The organism is Deltaproteobacteria bacterium, assembly GCA_029210625.1.
GTDB lineage: Bacteria > Myxococcota > Myxococcia > SLRQ01 > SLRQ01 > JARGFU01.
Window position 1 is genome coordinate 452,370 of the sequence record JARGFU010000001.1, and the last position, 19,939, is coordinate 472,308.

17 protein-coding genes are annotated in these 19,939 nt (G+C 67.7%); 3 read left to right on the forward strand and 14 right to left on the reverse strand.

All coding sequences use genetic code 11. From position 1 onward, the window contains the following. Positions 1 to 11 precede the first annotated feature (11 nt). Positions 12 to 1,847, forward strand: a complete 1,836-nt coding sequence (locus tag P1V51_01920; protein ID MDF1561768.1) for a tetratricopeptide repeat protein — start codon at positions 12 to 14, stop codon at positions 1,845 to 1,847. Positions 1,848 to 1,851: 4 nt separating this feature from the next. On the opposite strand, the gene P1V51_01925 is transcribed toward P1V51_01920, so the two are convergent. The 13 genes from P1V51_01925 to P1V51_01985 form a co-directional block, all read right to left on the reverse strand. After that, positions 1,852 to 2,073 carry a hypothetical protein gene (locus P1V51_01925; GenBank protein MDF1561769.1) on the reverse strand — a complete coding sequence of 74 codons (222 nt, stop codon included), beginning with the start codon at positions 2,071 to 2,073 and terminating at the stop codon, positions 1,852 to 1,854. Further along, positions 2,070 to 3,806 (reverse strand): hypothetical protein, encoded by a 1,737-nt coding sequence (locus P1V51_01930; protein ID MDF1561770.1) that lies wholly within the window; start codon positions 3,804 to 3,806, stop codon positions 2,070 to 2,072. Before P1V51_01930 ends, P1V51_01925 begins: the two co-directional genes overlap by 4 nt. Next, entirely contained in the window at positions 3,803 to 4,834 is a 1,032-nt protein-coding gene (locus P1V51_01935; protein MDF1561771.1) for a hypothetical protein, read from the reverse strand. Before P1V51_01935 ends, P1V51_01930 begins: the two co-directional genes overlap by 4 nt. After that, a complete protein-coding gene (locus tag P1V51_01940) occupies positions 4,809 to 6,242 on the reverse strand; it encodes an MBOAT family protein (protein ID MDF1561772.1) in 1,434 nt (477 codons plus the stop codon). The genes P1V51_01935 and P1V51_01940 overlap by 26 nt, the downstream gene beginning before the upstream one ends. Before the next feature lie 60 nt (positions 6,243 to 6,302). Next, complete coding sequence (locus P1V51_01945) at positions 6,303 to 7,214, reverse strand: lysylphosphatidylglycerol synthase domain-containing protein (protein MDF1561773.1); 912 nt, start codon at positions 7,212 to 7,214, stop codon at positions 6,303 to 6,305. A 44-nt stretch (positions 7,215 to 7,258) separates the two neighbouring features. Further along, the gene (locus tag P1V51_01950; protein MDF1561774.1) at positions 7,259 to 8,191 is read right to left on the reverse strand and encodes a GNAT family N-acetyltransferase; all 933 of its coding nucleotides are present in this window, start codon (positions 8,189 to 8,191) and stop codon (positions 7,259 to 7,261) included. A 118-nt stretch (positions 8,192 to 8,309) separates the two neighbouring features. Then, positions 8,310 to 9,323 (reverse strand): radical SAM protein, encoded by a 1,014-nt coding sequence (locus P1V51_01955; GenBank protein ID MDF1561775.1) that lies wholly within the window; start codon positions 9,321 to 9,323, stop codon positions 8,310 to 8,312. A gap of 51 nt (positions 9,324 to 9,374) precedes the next feature. Further along, complete coding sequence (locus P1V51_01960) at positions 9,375 to 9,824, reverse strand: DapH/DapD/GlmU-related protein (protein MDF1561776.1); 450 nt, start codon at positions 9,822 to 9,824, stop codon at positions 9,375 to 9,377. Then, positions 9,821 to 10,984: a glycosyltransferase gene (locus P1V51_01965; GenBank protein MDF1561777.1), complete on the reverse strand. Its 1,164-nt coding sequence runs from the start codon at positions 10,982 to 10,984 to the stop codon at positions 9,821 to 9,823. The genes P1V51_01960 and P1V51_01965 overlap by 4 nt, the downstream gene beginning before the upstream one ends. Beyond that, entirely contained in the window at positions 10,981 to 12,150 is a 1,170-nt protein-coding gene (locus tag P1V51_01970) for a DegT/DnrJ/EryC1/StrS family aminotransferase (protein ID MDF1561778.1), read from the reverse strand. The genes P1V51_01965 and P1V51_01970 overlap by 4 nt, the downstream gene beginning before the upstream one ends. Continuing rightward, on the reverse strand, positions 12,137 to 12,883 hold the full coding sequence (locus P1V51_01975; GenBank protein MDF1561779.1) for a sugar phosphate nucleotidyltransferase: 747 nt from the start codon (positions 12,881 to 12,883) through the stop codon (positions 12,137 to 12,139). Before P1V51_01975 ends, P1V51_01970 begins: the two co-directional genes overlap by 14 nt. Next, a complete protein-coding gene (locus tag P1V51_01980) occupies positions 12,880 to 13,455 on the reverse strand; it encodes a winged helix-turn-helix domain-containing protein (protein ID MDF1561780.1) in 576 nt (191 codons plus the stop codon). Before P1V51_01980 ends, P1V51_01975 begins: the two co-directional genes overlap by 4 nt. A gap of 52 nt (positions 13,456 to 13,507) precedes the next feature. Continuing rightward, a complete protein-coding gene (locus tag P1V51_01985) occupies positions 13,508 to 14,536 on the reverse strand; it encodes a glycosyltransferase (protein MDF1561781.1) in 1,029 nt (342 codons plus the stop codon). A gap of 90 nt (positions 14,537 to 14,626) precedes the next feature. Between P1V51_01985 and P1V51_01990 the strand changes: the two genes are divergently transcribed. Together P1V51_01990 and P1V51_01995 are read left to right on the forward strand one after the other, a co-directional pair. Next, positions 14,627 to 15,616 (forward strand): alpha/beta fold hydrolase, encoded by a 990-nt coding sequence (locus tag P1V51_01990; GenBank protein ID MDF1561782.1) that lies wholly within the window; start codon positions 14,627 to 14,629, stop codon positions 15,614 to 15,616. Positions 15,617 to 15,633: 17 nt separating this feature from the next. Then, on the forward strand, positions 15,634 to 17,607 hold the full coding sequence (locus tag P1V51_01995; GenBank protein MDF1561783.1) for a sulfatase-like hydrolase/transferase: 1,974 nt from the start codon (positions 15,634 to 15,636) through the stop codon (positions 17,605 to 17,607). Here the strand turns inward: P1V51_01995 and P1V51_02000 are convergent. Beyond that, positions 17,596 to 19,929, reverse strand: a complete 2,334-nt coding sequence (locus P1V51_02000) for a sulfatase-like hydrolase/transferase (protein ID MDF1561784.1) — start codon at positions 19,927 to 19,929, stop codon at positions 17,596 to 17,598. The genes P1V51_01995 and P1V51_02000 overlap by 12 nt on opposite strands. Positions 19,930 to 19,939: the final 10 nt, after the last annotated feature.

Consider the following 19,939-nt stretch of genomic DNA (forward strand, 5'->3'; position numbering starts at 1 on the left):
TCGGGGTCTCGATGACATCCGACCGCGAGACGAAGCTGCGACGCTGGTGGTCACTGGCGGTCTTCGGGGCAGCGGTGGCGGTCTACCTGCCGACCCTGGGCCACGGCTTCGTCTTCGACGACGACGTGCTGGTGGTCCGCAACGAGGTCGTCCATGAGGGCTCCCTCGCGCGCCTCTTCTCCACCAGTCACTGGGAGGGCGCCGGTCTGCGGGCCGATCTCTATCGCCCCATTCCGGCCGCCACCTACGCTCTGGACCACGCCCTCTGGGGGCTCGATCCCCTCGGCTATCACCTGACGAACCTGCTGCTCCACGCGCTGGCCGCCCTGCTCCTGCTCTGGCTGGCCTGGACCTGGCGGCTGCCTGCGCTCCCTGCGGGTCTCGCGGGCCTCGCCTTCGCCCTGCATCCCATCCACGTCGAGGTGGCGGCCCACGTCGCCGGCCGCAAGGACGTCCTGGTGACGGTCTTCTTGCTGGCGGCCCTCCTGGCCCACGCGCGGTGGCGCCGTGGTGGCGACGCGCGCTGGCTCCTGCTGGCACCCCTCTTCCTCGCCGCCGGGCTCTTCTCGAAAGAGAACGCGATCGTCGGGCTCGGATTGCTGCCCTTGCAGGACCTCCTCATCGACCGGAGAGAGCCGGTCCGGTGGCGACGTCTCGCGGCCCTCTATGGCGCCTACGCCCTGGTGACCCTCGGCTGGGCTGCGGCACGCTGGAGCGTCGTCGGCGCGCTCGCCTCCACCGTGGTTCCCTTCCTGGACAACCCCCTCGTCGAGGCGAGCCTCACCGGGCGCTGGATGACCGCACTGGCGGTGCTCGGCCGGGGCCTGGGAGCCCTCGTCTGGCCGACGACCCTCTCTCCCGACTACTCCTTCGATGCGCTGCCAGTGGTGCGCTCGGCGCTCGACCCCGGCTTCGTGGGCAGCCTCCTCCTCCTCGGCCTGCTCACCTGGCTGGCGGCGCGCAACTGGCGAGCACGGCCCGCCGTCACCGCCGGCCTGCTCTTCTGGGCCGGAGCCATCTTCCCGACCTCGAACCTCTTGCTGGTCATCGGAACCATCTACGGAGAGCGCCTGCTCTATCTCCCGAGCGCCGGCATCGCCCTGGCCGCGGCCGCACTGCTCCCCGCGGAGCTCGGCATCGCCCGGCCTCGGGGCAAGGCGATCCTCGCGCTGGCGGCAGGCCTCCTGCTCGCCTGGTCGGCGAGGAACCTGCACTACTCCGCCGCCTGGGAGAGCGAGGCCACGCTCTTCGCCTGGGCCGCCCGGGCCGTGCCGGGATCGGCGAAGGTTCACCACAAGCTCGGTGAGCGAGCGATGGCCGAGGGACGCCACGCCGAGGCCGAGGCCGCCTTCGCCCGGGCGCTGGCCATTCACGACGAGGCCTTCCAGACCCACCGGGGTCGTGCGGCGGCGCTGCGCGGCCTGGGTCGCCTCGCCGAGGCCGAGGCCGCGCTGAGGCGGGTCGTCGAGCTGCGGGGCGACGACCCGGCCTCCCACTATGAGCTCGCCAGCCTCTACCGCGACCTCGGGCGGCTCGAGGACGCCCGGCCCCACTGGGAGAAGACCCTGGCCCTCGATCCCGCCCACGCCGGCGCGCTCGGCGACCTGGGCAGCTATCGCCACCTCCAGGGGGATACCGCCGGAGCGGTTGTCCTCTGGTCCCGCGCGGCCCTCGCCGATCCCTCGAACGCCACCACCTTCTACAACCTGGGCCTCGGCAAGCTCGCCCTCGGTGATCGGAGCGGTGCCCGCGAGGCCTGGACGCACTTCCTGAGGCTGGCCGGCCCCGAGCTGGCGCCACAGCGTGCCGAGGTGGAGCGCCGCCTTGGGAACCTGGCAGCGCCCTGACACCTCAGTCGCCGATCATCTTCTCGGCCTGCTTCTTCTGGGCACCGAAGAAGTCCTTGAGGGCACCCCCCGCCATGCAGACCGAGTCGGGCAGCCCCTGCTTCACCTTGCAGTCGTACATGTAGGCGGGTCGCCGCACCCAGGCCCGGAAGTAGTCGCTGGTGAAGTAGAGGATCCCACCGGCAAGCCCGATGAGCGCCACGAGGATGAGAGCGGCCTTCTTCATGGGGCCGATCTAGCACGCCCCGGGCCGAAGCGCCTCTCGACCAGACCGAGGTTGTGGCGCGCCTCCTCGTTGGCCGGGTCGAGCTCGAGGGCCCGACGATAGGCCTCGTGGGCGGAGGGCAGGCCCCGCATGAAGCGGACCGTCCCCAGGGTGTTCCAGTAGGCGCTGCTCGACGGCGCCAGCTCGACGGCTCGCTCCGCGGCCGCTTCGGCCTCGAGCAGCCGCCCCACCGTGGCCAGCCACCGAGCCTGCAGGGCCTGGGTGCCGGCCTGGGCGGGGTCCACCGCGAGCGATCGCCGAAGGTAGTCACCCGCGGTGGCGACCTCGCCCAGCTCGAGGGCAACGGAGGCCGCCTGCGCCAGGTAGAGGGGATGATCCGGGTTCGAGACCACCACCGGCGCCAGCGCGGCCTTCGCACCCCGGAGGTCGCCCTCGAGCTCCATCGCCCGGGCGAGGAAGCTCCAGGCCCGGGCGCTCTTCGGTGAGACCTTCACCTCGTGCTCCCAGAGTGTCCTCGCCCCGGACCAGGGCAGGGCCTGGAGCAGGGAGAGGAGCGCGAGCAGGCCCACCAGGCCCCCGCCGGCCAGCCCGCGCCCTCGCTCGAGCCTCGCCACCCCGAGACCCACGACGAGTACGCCACCCACCATCGCCAGGGGGAGGCGGTGCTCGGCCATGGGAGTATTGAGGCCATAGACGAGGATGAGCACGAGGGAGAGCGAGAACCAGGCCAGGGAGAAACCGGTCGCCTTCGCCAGGCCTTCGCGGCGGAGCAGCCCCCAGCAGAGCGCGGCCAGGGCCGGCCAGACCGACCACCCCACGAGAGCCTGGAGCCCGGTCGGTGGTGGAACTTCGTGAACCAGGGAGAGCCCCCAGGGCACCACGGCCAGGCGCAGGAGGCCGAGGAGGGCCAGACCGCCCTGCGGCGGCCGGTCGAAGAGCGGAGCCTTCTGACTCCACGCGCGGGCACCCGTGGCCGAGGCCAGCGCCTCGGGCCGCGTCGCCTCGATCAGCTCCGGCCGCAGGAAGAGGAAGAAGACGAGATAGAGCCCGATGGGCAACAGCACCGGCCAGGCCGCCAGCGGCCGCCTCCACCAGACGAGCTCCCTCCGGGTGAGCTGCGTCAGGAGCAGGGCTGGAAGCGCCAGGGCGACGGCCTCCTCCTTGGTGAGGAGCGCCAGGAGGACCAACAGGGGCACGAGCACTCTGGCCTTGCGCTCGAGCTCCTCCCACCGGAGCAGACCGGTGAGCGCGAGCAGGCCGAAGAGCGCCATCAGGAGCGACGAGCGCCCGGTCGCCAGCAGGATCGACTCGGAGAGGAGAGGATGGGCCACGAGGATCAGCGCGGTCCAGAAGCCCGCCCGCCGGGCCAGCTCGTCATCGACCCCGGAGATCAGCCGAGGCAGGAGCAGCCGCGTGAAGCGGGCCGCCGCCAACCCCAGGAAGAGCAGGAGCAGGAGCGAGGTCAGGCGATAGGGCCAGACAGCGCCCTGGCCGATCAACCCGTCGAAGAGGAAGGTCGTGAAGAGGACGGGCCGATAGAAGGGAGTGTGGGTCGAGGTCGATCCCAACCAGGGATCGACGAAGAAGCGGGGGAGGCTGGCGAGATCCAGGAAGGCGGGGTTGCCGGCGATCTGATGGAGATCGTCGAACTGGAAGGGAGCCTGGAGCGCCAGGCCGTGGGCGACCCCGACCACCAGCAGGACTGCGCAGAAGAGGATGCCCGGCCGCTTCATTCCTCCGCTCCTCCGGCAAGGAGACCTCCTTGCTGCAGCGCCTCGACGAGCTCGCGGGTGAACTCTCGCTTGTCCCGGTAGTCCAGGTGCGAAGTGTCGGGCAGGCGGTAGCGCTGCAGCGCGGGAACGTCGGAGAGGTGCAGGGTCTCGGCGCCGGTCTCGGCTGCGAGGGCGTCCCAGTAGATCGCACGGGGGTAGTAGGCCTGATCGAGGACCCAGTGCTGATCCTGGGTCGGGAAGCGAAGGAAGACCACCCGTCCACCCCTCTCCTGGATCGCCTTCACCCAGGGCGCGACCGTGCGAGCCGCCACACGCCACGCCTCGAAGGGCACCCGGCCCCGCTGGGCGTAGACCTGCTGGACGCGAGCGATCCGGCCCATGCGGTACCGGGCGAGGTCGATCATCCGGTAGTCCCCTTCGCGGGTCCGGTTGGCCAGGGTGCGCAGATAGAAGGGAGCCGGCACGCCCTCACCCGCGAGGAGGGAGAGCAGGATCCGGCGGAGGTTGAGGCTGGGGCTCAGGACCGTCAGGCGCTCCTGCGCCAGGGAGGCTAGCCGGCGATTCAAGAAGGCGTCGGGGCTCTTCTGGTCATGGTAGGCCTTCACCCAGGCCTGCTGGCTCTCGATCCGATCGGCGCGAAGGCCGCCAGGCACCACCGACACCAGGACAGTTCCCCTGAAGTCCGGGTCCTCGGCCAGATCCCGGAGCGTGGCGAAGGGCGCCGAGCCATCGATCGCCAGCTGCAACACCGTGTGATCAGGCAGGAGCCGCTCCATCTCCGACGGGTCCAAACCAAGCTGGATCCGGGAGGCCCCGAGGAGCACCACGACCTTCTCCCCGTAGACGCGGCTGCGCTCGACCGCCCAGAGCGCGGGATCGTCGGTGACCGTCGGCAGATGCCCGACGGAGCGCCAGGCGGCCTCGGCGCCCCCGAGGATCGAGAGCGCCAGGAGGGCCGTCAGCCCCCAGAGCCGGAACGCCGGCAGCGGCGGGACCCTCTGTCTAGAACTGGAAGTAGATGAAGGCACGATCCTCTCCCGGCATCATGACGATGCCAGCCAGCATGATGGCCAGACCGAAGGCCAGGGCCCACCAGGGCGTTCTCGCCGCCACGGTCTCGACGGTGGCGTCTTTCATGGCCCACTGGAGTGCGACGACCCCCAGGGCGACACCGAGGCCGAGCCAGGCAGCATCCGATATGGGCAGGACTGCGGTGGTCTCACCCAATCCCACCATCGCCGCGACGATTCCGGTGCTACGCGGCAGGGTGTCGGCGCGGAAGAAGATCCAGGCGAAGCAGACCAGCACGAAGGTCCCGATGCGGCCGAGCGATAGCGCCAGGCCGCTCTTGGCCCATCCCGCGTTCACCAGCAGGACTTTCAACCCTCGCTCGAGTACCAGATAGAGGCCGTGGAGGGCTCCCCACACCACGAAGTTCCAGGACGCCCCGTGCCACAAGCCCCCGAGCAACATCGTCAGGGAGAGGTTCACGTAGGTGCGGACCTGCCCGTGCCGGTTCCCGCCCAGGGGGATGTAGAGGTAGTCGCGCAGCCAGGTCGAGAGCGAGATGTGCCATCTCCGCCAGAAGTCGGAGAAGCCCATCGCCGCGTAGGGGAAGCGGAAGTTGTCGGGCAGCTCGAAGCCCAGGCACATCGCGCTACCGATGGCGATGGTCGAGTAGCCGGCGAAGTCGCAGAAGATCTGACCGGCGAAGGCCAGGGTGCCGATCCAGGCCCCCGCAGCGTCCGGGAGGACGGCCGCGTCGTAGTAGACCTCGACGACCGGAGCGAGGAAGCCGTCGGCCAGAACGACCTTCTCGAAGAGCCCGAGGACCATGAGCGCCAGGCCCCAGCCCAGCTCGTGCGCCGTGGCCCGGCGAGGCTCGACGCACTGGGGGAGGAACTGCGCGGAACGCACGATGGGGCCGGCGACCAGCTGCGGGAAGAAGGTGACGTAGAGGGCGTAGTCGAGGAAGGAGTGCCAGGGCTTCCCGCGCCGGAGGTAGACGTCGAGCGTGTAGGAGAGGGTCTGGAAGGTATAGAAGGAAATGCCCACCGGCAGGACGATATCGAGGGCCACCGGCGAGTAGCTCACCCCCAGGCTCCCCATCAGCCAGGTGAAGTTCTCCAGGGCGAAGTTGCCGTACTTGAAGAAGACCAGCAGCCCGAGGTTCACTCCCAGGGTGGCCAGGAGGAGGAGCCTCCTGCGGCCCGGCGCCTCGGTCCGCTGGAGTCCCCGGGCGATGTACCAGTCCGCGACGGTGGAGACCCACAGGAGCAGCACGAAGGGCGGGTTCCAGGCCATGTAGAAGAGGTAGCTGGCCAGGAGCAGGTTGAGCTTCCTGGTCCACCAGGGCAGCCGCAGATGATGCAGGCCCAGGACGACCGCGAAGAAGACGACGAAGGTGTAGGAGTTGAAGACCAAGTTCCGAACCAATCGTGAGGAAAATGCTGTAGACGCGCCCCTACCGCTGAGCCCACTCCTCGGAGTGGTTGTTCAGTTCATCATGTCTTCCGGCGCCCTCTTTGGCAGAAGGAGAAGGCCCAGGAGGGCCACCGCCAGATTCATGGTGACCTGCCAAAGGCGGGTTGCGACCGCGAGCATTGCGGCCTGTTCCGGCGGCATCCAACTGCTGAGCAAGAGCAACATGGTGCCCTCCTGGACACCCAGCCCAGCGGGGGCGAAGAAGGCCAAGACACCGCTCAACCCTGCGACGATCAACGCTCCCCCGAGTTGGAAAAAAAGACTGGCTGGCACATCGAGCAGGGAGTGGACCAAGATCACGAACGCGAGAACAGCAACCAGGTGTTGAGCAATCGCCAACCCGAAGGCCCCCGCCAGCCTTCTCCGATCGGGAATCGCTTCTATCGGATTCCTGCCCAAGGCCCGGAGGAGGAGGTTCAGAGGCAGGAGGGAGTGCCGAGTCGCCAAGACGGCCACGGCCACCACGAAGAGAGCGGCCATCGGCAGGATCAACGGACTCCCGGAGTCGACCGCACCCAGGAACAGCACCCCCGTGATGGACGAGGAACCAACGATGATCACACTGTAGAAGAACACAGTCACGGACGAGATCGCCGGCGAAACCCCCTCTAGCCTGGAGGCAAGCCAGATGAACCCGATCGTCGTGTGCACCCTGCCTGGAATGTACTTCCCCAGCATCGGAACCGTCGCGAGAACTACAGAACTCCGCAGAGGAACAGACACATCTACGGCCAAGAAAAGGACCCGCAAGATAGGCGCCCCGAGAACACCCGATACCGAAACCACAACGAGCGAAAAAGCCAATCCAGGGAGATCCACATTGAATGCACCCTCCTCGAGGTCCGATAGATTGGCCGCAATGTGCTGAGACACGAAGACGACGACAGCAACCGCGATGCCGTGCTTCGCAATCCTTCCAAGCATTCGCAGCCGAGTCGATCCGCGCGACTCCCCGCTCCCCCGATCGCTCATGGCCTGGCCGACCCGCTCTGGATCGCCCGCAGGGTCTTCACCATGCGCCGCCCAGGTCCCGTTCCCGCGGCCCGGAGAACCAGATCCAGCACCCTCATGTGTCCCCGCCGCAGCTCGAGATCAAAGCTCGGACAAGACTGAGGAGAGGCCCCCCACTTGGCCTTGAACCGTTGCAATTTTGCATCTCCCGGCCCGGAGGGCAGAAAATCGAAACTATGCAAACCCCGATCGATGGCCTGCTCGATGGCCGTGTGCAGGAGAAGGTCATTTGGACACCACGCCAGGCCCTCGGTCGCTGATCCACCCATCAAATAGTGCCGCCGGGATCGAGAGTCCACCGCGAGAATCCCGGCAATCGGACGTGTGTTCCGACGGGCCAAGAGCAGAACACCGCGCCCCTCGCGACACAGGTGACGATGCACCGCCCGCACGAAGTTCAAGCTGTATTTCGGAATCGCCCTGTTTCTCTCCATCGACTCCAGGTACAGCGAATAGAAGTCCATACAGTCCCGATCGCTCAACCCCACCATCACCTCGACACCGCCCCTCCTGGCCTTTCTGACATCGCGACGGATGTTTCGACGAAAACCGGCCCAAACTTCCTCCTTGGTTCTCCCCTCGAAATCGAGAACATGGGTCTCACCCTCGATCGCCTCGAATGGAGGCTCCAGCACCATTCCACCGTTGGGCTGATCCACGAACCGGGCTCGACTGAATCCGCGCCCCCGCAGGCTCGACTCAAGTAACCGGACCACCACTTGAGCCGGTGGGGCGACACCCACCACTCCGCCATAGGGGAGACTCGAGTAAAACTGCTTCACCCAGAGGATACGCTTCGAGAAGCCAACCACTCCTCCGATCGCTTCTCCATTCTGCTTGAAGAACAGAACAGCAGGCTCCGCCCCTAGCCCTTCTTTCAGAACCGCCAACCACCTCGGCTCATGGAAGACCAGATGCGGGCCCCGCTCCAGCAACCCCCCCCATCTCGAATCACGTGGCGATGCCACCTCGATCGCCCAAGCACTCGAATCACTCACGCGAGACCGCCTATTGCCTGCCGAGTTTCCGCCTGACCAACCCGATCAACCGCCTCAACCCCTCTATTCCCAGTTCAATCTCATACTCGTCATCGAACGAAACAGACCAGTCGTCGCAGTCGTTGCAGGGAAAAGGAAGCGCGCCCCACTCTCCACGTCGGTGTTGCTGTCGCAACTCCTTCATTCTCCCTGTCCAGACCTCTTCGAGGCTCTGCTCCCGCACGTTTCCAGCAACGAATCGGGCCTCCGGATCAGCCGAGCACATGGTCACATCACCCACGTGGGTGATCGCCAACGTATTCATCGCCCAGTAGCAGAGGTGACGGTCCCCCTTCTCGGCACCTCCCGAGACCGCATCAACCATGCCGGTCCAGGTCACCTTCTTCCGGACCTTGATGTCAGCACCACTACCTTTCCACAACTTGATGAAGCCCTCGAGTTCATGGGCGTTCTCGTCCATCTCTATGAACTGCACCTGCACATAGCAGCGTCTATTTCCAGGTTGCTTTTGCTGCAGTTCCAGGAAGTTCCGGACGTTAGCCACGACCTCCGAGTAGACCCCCCCGACCCTCACCTTGTCGTAGGTCTCCGATGTCGTAGCATCGATACCGACGTACATTCGATCGAGGCCGGCCCCGGTCAAACGGTGCGCCATCTCAGAATCGAGCAACACTCCATTGGTGTTGATGGCAACATCCTCGCACCCGGCATCCTTGGCATATCGAATCATCGAGTCGATCGAGCGAAGGTCCTCTCGACCTTCATCATGCTTCCTCAGTAACAACGGCTCGCCGAAGAAGGCCAGCAACACCCTGGTATCCGGAGCCTTCGCCGCGATCTCGTCGATGATCTTGGTGTAGAGCCCCCATTCCATTCTTCCCTGCTCCCGCTGCATCTCCTTGTGCGCGCACATCGAGCACTTGAGATTGCAGAAGTTCGTGGTGTCGATCGTGACCGTCTTGGGAAACGGCAGGTCTCGCCGGAACTCCAGCAACCGAACGAAATGAGGGACCGTGATCTTCATGAAACTGACTCCTGCATCAAAGTGCGGTTTGACTGCCTCTCGAAACCGCCTCTAGATGGGCAACTTCCGGATCAATCTGGCAGGAACCCCGGCCATCACACTTCCGGCCGGCACATCTTTGGTCACGACAGAACCCGAACCAATCACCGACATTCGACCGATCGTGACACCTGGATGGATCACGGCATTGGCCCCGATCCAGACGTCGTCCTCGAGACAGATAGTCTCGCTCTTGCCTGGCATGAACTCGGCCACCCTGCTCTTGTTGGGGTTCGAGGAGGCCGCCAACACGACGCCCGGCGCGATCCCATTTCTCCGGCCGATCACCACTGTGGCTCCAGCCTCCAGATCGAGGATCATCCGGACCTGCATGTTCACGTAGGAGTCCGCTCCAATCTGAACGCCGGAAAAGCGGAAAAGCCGCATCCGGAGACCCGGAAGGGGGCAGAGAGTTGCGCTCAGTCCGGCGAGATGCCTGAGCTTCCTGAACAGGATCTTCACTGGGCCCTCTCCTTGTTCTTTGCAGACCACTGACCAGCAAGACTCCGCGCCGAGGTCTCGATGGAGAGCTCGGCGGCAAGACTGGCGACGCCGGCCTCGAAGTCGGCGGAATCTCCGCGCTCCATCTCCAGCATGGCCTCCGCGAGTCCTGCCTCGTCCTCGGCGTCCACCACCCTTCCGGCTCCGTGACGGGAGACCAGCTCACCCATGTCGCCCACCTCGGTGACGATCACCGGTGCTCCGAGCTGGGCGGCGTCGGAGAGGACCACCGGGAGGCTCTCCATCCGGGAGGGGATGACGACGCAGCGGGCCGACGAGAAGAGCTCGACCACTCGGGCCTCGTCGGCGAAGCCGCCGAGGGTGACGTGCTCACCCAGGCGCAGCTCGTCGATCAGCGAGCGCAGGGTAGCCTCCTCTGGACCACCGCCGTGGAGGGTCAGGCTCTGGGTGCCCCCGGCGTCGAGGTAGCGGCGCATCGCTCGCAGGAGCACGTCGACCCCCTTCACCTCGGCATAGCGGCCGACGAAGGCGAAGCCCTCTCTCTCCTCGGGCATCACCTCGGGGCGGGGCAGCCGGCGGCTGCTGGCCAGGAAGTCGACCTCGACCCCTCCGAGGGCCGCGGCGTCCCGGCCGAGCTTCAGGCCATCGGCGAAGACCCGGTCGCTGTCGCGCAGGACCGCGGCGACCGCCCGGCGGAGGCCCGGGAGCTTGCCGTAGGTCCAGATGTCCGAGCCCAGGCACCAGGTGTCGTAGGGCACACCGGCCCGGTGCTTGAGCCAGCTCGCCAGCAAGCCCGAGGGCACCGCCCACATGGCCAGCACCCGATCGATGGGCCGCTCGCGATGGAGCCGCTCGAGCGCCCAGATCCCCGCGGGGAAGAGGCTCGCCATGGAGGCCGCGTCGAGGGGCTGCCAGGGCTTCATCGAGGAGAGGGTCTTGGCCCCGCCGAGCCAGGGGAACCACTCCACGCTGATCCCCGGGGCGCTCACCTTCTGGCCCGGTCGCTTGTCGGGGGTCAGCACCGTCACCTCGTGCCCCAGCTCGTGCACGGCCAGAGCGAAGTCCTGCACGAAGAGCCCCGCGGCGGCCCGCGAGTCCTCGGGGTTCAGGGGGTAGGAGCTGGTGATGATGCAGAGGTGCACGACTTCACTCGACTTCAAGCGCCGGCCAGCGCGTCCTTCACCGCCCAGAGGACGTGCTCGACCTCGCTGTCGGTGAGCTTGGCCGAGAGGGGGAGACTCAGGGTCTGCCGGCCGATGCGCAGGGCCTCCGGCCACTCCTCGGCCTTCCAGCCGAGCCGCTCCTGATAGACCGGATGCTCGGCGACCGAGAGGTAGTGGACGCCGGTGCCGACCCCCCGCGCGGTGAGCGCATCGAGGAGCGCGTCCCGGGAGAGCCCGCAGGCCTCCTCGTCGACGCGGATCGTGTAGAGGTGGAGGCCGTGGCGGGTGTCCTCGTCCGGAGGCGCCGGAGTGCCTAGGGGCAGTCCGGCCAGGCCCTGGTCGTAGCGGCTCCAGACTTCCTGCCGGCGGAGGTAGCACTCCTCCAGGCGGGCCAGCTGGTGGACACCCATGGAGGCCTGGAGGTCGGTCATGTTGGCCTTCCAGCCGAACTCGACCACCTGGTAGTGCCGGAAGCCCTCGCCGCCGAAGCGCTTCCAGGCGTCCTTGGACATGCCGTGGAGGGCCAGTTGCCGGAGGCGCGCCATCCGCTCCGGGTCGGCGGCGAGGATCATCCCACCCTCGGCGGTGGAGAGGTTCTTGGTCGCGTAGAAGGAGAAGCAGCCGTAGGACCCGAAGGTGCCGGCCTTGCGGCCGTGGTACTCGGTCTCGATCGCGTGGGCGCAGTCCTCGATGAGGAGCAGCCCCGCGTCCTCGGCGAGCGTGGTGAGGGCGTCCATCTCGCAGGGGCGCCCGGCGAAGTGGACCGGCAAAATCGCCTTCGTTTTGGGGGTGAGGGCCTCGGCCACCCTCGCCGGATCGATGTTCTGGGTCACCGGGTCGACGTCCACGAGCACCGGGGTCGCCCCCGTGTGGTGGATCGCGTTGACCGTGGCGCAGAAGGTCAGCGGCGTGGTGATCACCTCGTCCCCCGGCCCGATCCCGGCGTCCAGGAGCGAGAGGTGGAGCGCGGCAGTGCATGAGGCCACGGCGACGGCGTCCTCGACTCCTTTGTAGCGCGCGAACTCACCCTCGAAGCGCTTCACCTTCGGACCGGTGCCGATCCAGCCCGAGCGCAGGGTCGCGACGACCTCCTCGATCTCCTCCTCCCCGATGAGGGGCGCGCCGAAGACGATGAAGTCGGGCTTCGATTCAGGCTTGCTCATGGAGGAGGATCTCGTTGGCGTTCGAGAGGAGGATCTGGTTGGCCTCGGCCAGCGACTCGAAGGTGCCCGCGTCGGTCCAGCGGCCCCGGCAGACGTCGTACTCGAGCTCCTTGCGCTCGATGTAGACGTTGTTCACGGTGCTGATCTCGAGCTCCCCGCGATCCGAGGCCTCGATGCCCCGGATGATCTCGAAGACCTCGGCGCCATAGAAGTAGAGGCCCACCACGGCGAGCGACGACTTGGGCTGGGCCGGCTTCTCCTCGATCTCGATGACCTGGTGCTCGTCGAGGGCGGCGACCCCGTAGCGCTCGGGATCCCCGACCTCCTTCAGCAGCACCCGCGCACCCTTCTCCTGCTTCCGGAAGGCATCGGCGTAGGGGGCGATGGTGCGCTCGAAGACGTTGTCCCCGAGGATGACGCACATCCGGTCGTCGCCGATGAAGTTCTCGGCCAGGGCCAGGGCGTGGGCGATGCCGCCGGCGGTCTCCTGCACCCGGTAGGTGAGGGAGACCCCGAAGACCGCGCCGCTGCCCAGGCAACGAACGACGTCACCCATGTGCTCGGTGCTGGTGACCACCAGGATCTCGTCGATGCCCGCCGAGGCCATCTGCCGGATGGGGTGAAAGAGCATGGGCTCGCGCCCGACCGGGAGGAGGTGCTTGTTGGTGGCCTTGGTCAGCGGGTCGAGGCGGCTGCCGAGGCCGCCAGCGAGGATGATGCCCTTGAGCTTCACGACTCCTGCTCCTTGGTGTCGATGGCGGAGACGGTCCCGGACTCCCTCGACCAGAGGCACATCACGCTGCCCAGCGTGCCCTGATCGCGGAAGGCCTCGAACTCCCCCGCGGTGATGATGAGGGGACGGATCTTGCGCTGGATGTAGCGCTCGGTCTTGGCAATGACGTCCTGGAGCTGTTGCTGGTCGATCTGGCCGACGAGGACGACGTCGATGACGCCGGTGTCCTTGCCCTCCGCATAATCGCCGACCAGCCAGGCGCTCTCGAGCTCGCCGAGGCGCTCGATCACCGAGGTGACCAGGCTGTCGATGCCGGTCATCTTGCGGACGGCGGAGGCGAGCTCCGGAAAGAGGGGGTGCTTCCGGTTGGCCCGGTAGTAGATGCTCCGGCCGTCCTTCTCGCTCGTGAGCAGGCCGTGCTCGGTGAGGGAGTTCAGCTCGGTGCGCACGGCGTTGGTGCTCACGTCGAACTCGGTGGCCAGCTGCCGCAGGTAGGCGCGGGTGGCCGGGTTCAGGAAGAGCTTGACCAGGATCCCGATGCGGGTCTTGGAGCCGATGATCGCGTCCAGCACGGCTATCGAGTAGCAAACTTACTCGTTAGTCGTCCAGGTATTTGATCCGAAATCAGGGCCTGTTCGACCGTAAACCCTCGTAATACTGCTTCTTCTGGAAATAGAGGGTCCGCTCGAGGGTCAGGCGCAGACGGGCATGGGACTCGACCGTGATGGCGATGACCAGGAAGACCAGGGAGGTCCCCAGCAGGGCTCCCGACAGGAAGCCCGCCCAGAGGTGAGGGGAGAAGTGGCCGGTCGAGAGGAAGTGCCAGACGAAGAAGGAGGCCAGGCCCAGCCCCGGGGTCCCGAAGAGCCCGGAGAGCGCGAAGAAGAAGGTGAAGGGCCGGTAGTCCTTGAAGGTCGAGAGGATGATCCGGGAGGTGTTCTTCGCGTAGCGCAGGATGCTGGAGGCCACGCGGCTCTCGCCGTACTCCCGCTCGCCCCTCACCTTCAGGGGCACCTCGACGATCTTCAGGCCCTTGAATGCGAGATCGATGAAGGTCTCCTGGGTGTAGGTGAACTCCCCGAAGAGGTTGAGGCGCATCACCGCATCGGCATGGAACGCCCGGAACCCACAGGCCACATCGTAGAAGCGCTTGCCGATCAGGCTGCTGACGATCCAGGCCACCGCCGCGTTGCCGAAGCGCTTGACCACCGGCATCTGGGGGACGAGCGCCTTGTCCTTGAAGCGGGAACAGGTGGCGAAGTCGGCCTCACCCCGGCGTACCGGCTCGAGCAGCTTGGGGATGTCCTCGGGGGAGAACTGCCCGTCCGAGTCGATGTTGACCACGTAGTCGGCGCCGGCCTCGAGGGCCGCCTCGATGCCCGAGTGGAAGGCCGCACCGACCCCGCGAGGGCGGGAGTGAGAGATCACCTGAGCGCCCTTCTCCAGGGCGATCTCCGGAGTGCGGTCGGTGGAGCCGTCGTTCACCACGATGACCTTCACCTCGAGCCCGTCGATCGCGGGGATGCGGTCGATGACCTCTCCGAGGGTGGCCTCCTCGTTCAGGGCCGGGAGGATGACGCAGAGGGTTCCGCCTACCGGGACGGCAAGCTCGGTGTCGTTCAGGGGTGCGAAAGGTTCGGTGGGGGTGTCCACGGCCGGGCAACCTATCCGAGAAACTCGCGTCAGCGAAGGACCCTGGTCGAAGCAGGGGAGCAGGTGCCGCGTTTGGGGTAGGCTGCCCGGATGGGATACGCCCGCGAGAAGCTCCCCCACGAGTGCTACGCGCCGGATACGGGCGACGGATGGCTGCTGGATCTCTGCGTCTTCCGTGACCCCGAGGCCTTCGACCCGAAGCTCGCTCCCCTGGTGATGATCCCGGGCTACGGGATGAACACCCACCCCCTGACCTACCACCCCACCGGCGAGTCACTCACCGAGCACCTCTGCGGCCGCGGCTTCGAGGTCTGGGCCGCGAACCTGCGGGGTCAGGGCCGCAGCGCCCGGCTCTCGGGCCGGCGGCGCTACGGCTTCCCCGAGCTGGCGCTGACCGATCTGCCGGTCACCTTCCAGACCGTCCTCGAGCGGACGAAGACCGAGGCCAACACCCTCACCCCCATCGGCTGCTCCCTGGGCGCCTCGCTGGTCTACGCCTACCTCGCCCACCACCGGGACGATCATCCCCTGCAGAGCATGGTGGCGGTGGGTGGCCCCCTGCGCTGGGACAAGATCCACCCTCTGCTGCGGGTCGCCTTCGGCAGCCCCCGGCTGGTCGGCAGCATCCCCATGGCCGGCACCCGCAAGCTGGCCGCCACCGCGATGCCCCTCATCAAGCGCCTCCCGAAGCTCGCGGCGATCTACATGAACGCCTCGATCATCGACATGGAGGCCGCCGACGAGCTGGTGCTCACGGTCGAGGACCCCAACCCGGAGCTCAACCGGCAGATCGCCAGCTGGGTGGTGAAGAAAGACCTGGTGGTCGAGGGCGTGAACGCCTCCGAGGCCCTCACCGGCCTCGAGCTCCCCATCCTCTGCATCCTCGCCAACGCGGACGGCATCGTCACTCCCGAGGCAGCGCTCTCGGTGAAGAAGATCGTCGATCACGGGTCGGTCGAGCTGCTGGAGGTCGGGGACGACGAGACCTGGTTTGCTCACGCCGACCTCTTCGTCTCGAATCACGCCCGGGCCCAGGTCTTCGAGCCGCTGGGGCACTGGCTGCTGGGTGCTCGGAACTGAGAGCCGCGGAGAGACCCATGCCTCAAAGGATTCTGCGCGCCTCGGTCCTTCTCGGACTCTTCCTCGCCACGGCCGCCTGCCCGAAGAGCGAGCCGACCTCCAGGAGCCCCGGACCCTCGGCTCCGGCGCCCGCTGCATCGCGCGCGCCGGATGTCCTCCTCATCACCCTGGACACTGCCCGGGCCGACCACTTCTCGACCGACGCCACCTCGTCCGAGGCCCGCCTGGCCTCGACCCCGGTCTTCGCAACCCTGGCCCGAGAGGGTGCGCTCTTCACCAACGCCCAGGCGCCGGTCCCCCTGACCCTCCCCTCCCACGCGACGATCCTCACGGGACGCCTGCCCGAGCACCACCGCCTTCGGGTCAATGGAGCCTACCAGTGGGACGATGCCCTCCCCACCCTGGCCGAGCGCCTGAAGGCGGCGGGTTACACCACCGGAGCCTTCCTCGCTGCGGCGGTCCTCGACGCCCGCTTCGGCCTGGACGATGGCTTCGATCACTACGACGACGAGGTCGGCGACCACGCCCAGGCCGGCGTCTGGGGAAACGCCCAGCGTCCCGGCACCGCTGTGATCGCCGCGGCGGCCCGCTGGCTGGAGGCGCAGCCCGAGGAGAGACCCACTTTCGCCTGGGTGCACCTCTTCGATGCTCACCACCCCTACGCCTGTCCGAAGGCGCCAGGGATCTCCCGGGCCACCACCGACTACGGCCGATGCATCGAGTGGATCGACCACCTGGTGGGGCGACTCCTGGAGGGCTACCGGCGCCTGGGGCGCTACCAGCGAGCCGTGATCGCCCTGACCTCCGACCACGGCGAGAGCCTGGGTGAGCATGGTGAGCGCACCCACGGGATTTTTCTCTATCAGGCGACCCAGCACGTCCCCCTGATCCTGCGGCTGCCCGGCACCGCCGGTGGTCTTCGCATCGATGCGCCGATCCAGCTCGCTGACCTCGCACCGACCCTGCTCGCGGCCCTGGAGCTTCCGCGCCTCGAGGGCGCAGACGGAATCGACCTCGGCCCGGCCTTGCGGGGAGAGGGGCTCCCCGAACGCATCCTCCTCATGGAGAGCTACGCTCCCAGACTGCAGTATGGCTGGCATCCTCTGGTCGCGGCCCGCTCCGGGACGTCGAAGCTGGTGCGCGGCGCCGTCGAAGAGCTCTACGATCTCGAGGCGGATCCCGCGGAGCGAAAGGGGCTGGAAGTGAAGGGCTCCGAGGTCGCCGAGAAGCTGCGAGCCCACCTCGAGCTCGAGCACCGTCCTCCCTCGTCCGAGGAGTCTTTGGCACCGGATTCCGCCACCCAGGAGGAGCTCGGGGCGCTCGGTTATGTCTGGCACGACCCCGGACCGGCCAGCGAGACGGCGCCCCTCGCCGATCCTCGGGATCGAATCGGAACGCTCAACCGCCTCTCCGACGGTGATTCGGCCGCAGCCCGGGGGAACTGGGCCGGGGCCCTGTCGATCTACGAGGAGATCCTCGCGGCCGAGCCACGCAATGCCATCGCCGCACGCAGCAGAGCAGCCGCGCTGCGTGCGCTGGGCAGGCTACCGGAAGCTGCCAGAGCCCTGAGGGAGGCGATCACGCTCTCCCCGCCAGACGCCTCGCTCCATCACAACCTCGGTCAGCTGCTCGTCCAGCTCCGGCAGCTGGAGGACGCCGAGGCAGCCTTCGGTCGAGCGGTGGAGCTCGACCCCGGGCACCATGCCGCCCGGGGCAATCGCTGGAACATCCTCTTCAGCACCGGCCGGCGTGCGGCAGCCATCACCGAGGCCGAGGCCGCGCTCGCGGCGGATCCGAAGGACGGCGAGGCGCGCCTCTTCCTCATCCTCGCGCGAGAGGGAGACAAGGGGCTGCCGGCGACCGCGGCCGCCCTCGAGCGGGCCCGAATCGAACATCCGGAGGATCCGGACCTGCGAGAGGGCCTCGTGAAGATCTACCGTCGCCTTGGGCGCGAGGCCGACGCCCGCGCCCTCGAAGCCTCAGCGCCCTGAGGCCTTCGCACCCGCCGCGAACTTGCGGGCCGTGGCGAGGTTCGCGCGAGTGGTCTCGTCCTTCGGAGCGAGCGCGAGCGCGCGCTCATAGGCAGCGATGGCTTCGGAGACGGCACCCCGGTTGAGCTGGATGGATCCGAGCGCACGCCAGGCCTCGACCGAGCCCGGATCGATGTCGACGGCCCGCTTCGCGACGGGCACTGCGTCCTCCAACCGATTCGAGCGGGCCTTGGCCTCGGCGAGCTGAGCCAGCACCTTCGCGGTGGCCAGGGGTGAGCCCTCCTGGACCTCGAGGAGAGCGTGCGCCTCGGCGATCCGATTCGCGTCGAGGAGCATCCGCCCGAGGGAGATCAGAGCTCCCTCATGATCCGCCTTGAGCGCCAGCACCTTCCGGTAGGCAGCGTCGGCCTCGGGGAGGCGTCCCGCCTTCAGGAAGTGAGTGGCGACGAGGAAGTGCAGCTCCGTGCTCTCCGGCGCCTTCTCGAGAGCTGACTCGAGGTACGCGACCATGGCCGCCTCTCCCTCCTCGGTCAGGATCGCCAGCGCAACCTCGGCCTGTGCCGCGCCGTCGAGCGCGTCCTCTCCAACGGCGGCCCGCGCCTCTCTCGCCACGACGGCATCTCGCCCGGTGGCCCGGAGGATCAGCCAGCGCTCCTGGCGCACCTCCCGATCGTCCGGGAACGCCTCGGCGGCACGCTCGATCCACCGCATCGCCCGATCGGGGCTGCCGCTGGAGCGGAAGCACCGGCCGAGGTTCAGGAGCGCCCCGCGCGCATCCTCGGACCCGGCGCGGGCCAGGAGACGATCGTAGACCTTCACCGCCTCCTCACAGCCACGGGACAGGACCAGCAGATCGCCGAAGCGTCTGGCAGCGAAGTCGTTGGCGGGGTTCTCGGCGAGCACCGCGCGGTAGAGCTCGAAGGCCTGCTCGCGGCGCCCGGCGGTGTACAGGCCGTCGGCCCGGTCCATCCTTCCCTGAATCACGATCCCCACCCGCGGATCCAGGAGCGGCGCATCTGGCTTCTCCTGGACCTGGGACATGTCCACCCAGATGTACCCGAGGGCGCCGAGCTCCTCGCGGGTGCCCGGATCCAGCTCGAGCGCAGCCTCCTCTCCTGCTGGCGCCCGCGTGAGCTTCCCCAGGAGGCCTCGGAGCTTCTCGCCCTTCTCCTTCTGTACGCTGAAGAGGTTCTCCTTCTCCCGGGGATCGCCCTTCAGGTCGTAGAGCTCGTCCTCGCTCCCGGAGATCAGCTTCCATCCACCGGTCCGCAGCCCGGTCAGCTCGTGCCATCCGTACTGCAGCCGCGGCACCCAGCTCTCGATGTAGGCCGGCTCTTCCTGGTCCGACCCCTCGATCAGCCCACGCAGGTCACGACCCCGAACGCGCGCCGGGACCTCGAGGCCGGCCAGCGCGAGGAGCGTGGGCATCACATCGATCAGGCGTGCCTGCGTCTCCACCTGGCGGCCGCCCGGCAGCCCAGGACCCCGCAACACCAGGGGGATCCTCTGGGTCGCATCGTAGATGAAGACGCTGTGCGTGGCCTCACCGTGCTCGCCCAGACTCTCCCCGTGATCCGAGGTGATCACCATCGCGGCCCGATCGTAGCGGCCGAGCCTGCGGTAGCCTGCGACGAGCTCGCCGACGACGCGATCGACATAGGCGATCCCCGCCGCATAGGGGCGCCCCGGGTAGCGGCTGCGCTCGGGCTCGGGAGCCTCGTAGGGTGCGTGGGCATCGAAGAGGTGGACCCAGACGAAGGTCGGCTGGGTCTCGGCCTGCGCCCCCAGCCACGTGAGGGCGCGCTCGACCACGACCCGGCCGTCCCGCCTCGGATACTGGAAGAGCCCCGAGCCTCCGGCGATCCCCACGTCGTCATCGTAGGCGTCGAAGCCCTGGTCGAGCCCGTACTTCCGATCGAGCACCGAGGCTGCGACGAAGGCCCCCGTCTTCCAGCCCGCCGCCTTCAGGCGCTCGGCGAGGGTCTCCTCTTCCTCACCGAGCTTGAAGGTCCCGTTCGTCCGCACGCCGTGCTGCGGTGGGATCCGGCCGGTCATGAGCGAGGAGTGGGAGGGGAGCGTGGTAGGCGTCGGTGCGACCGCCTGGAGGAAGGCAACCCCCTCCCGGGCCAGCGCGTCGATGTTCGGAGTGGCGACGTCCGAGCCGGCGTGGCCGAAGTGATCGGCGCGGGCGGTATCGAGGGTGACGAGGAGGATATCTCGGGGTGTCTTCGTCGCGGCAGGAGACCTGACCTCCTGAGCCGCCTGCCGGGTCGCCTCCGGCCTCTCCTCCCGAGGACATCCTGCGGCAAGGACGAGAGACATCCCGAGCACC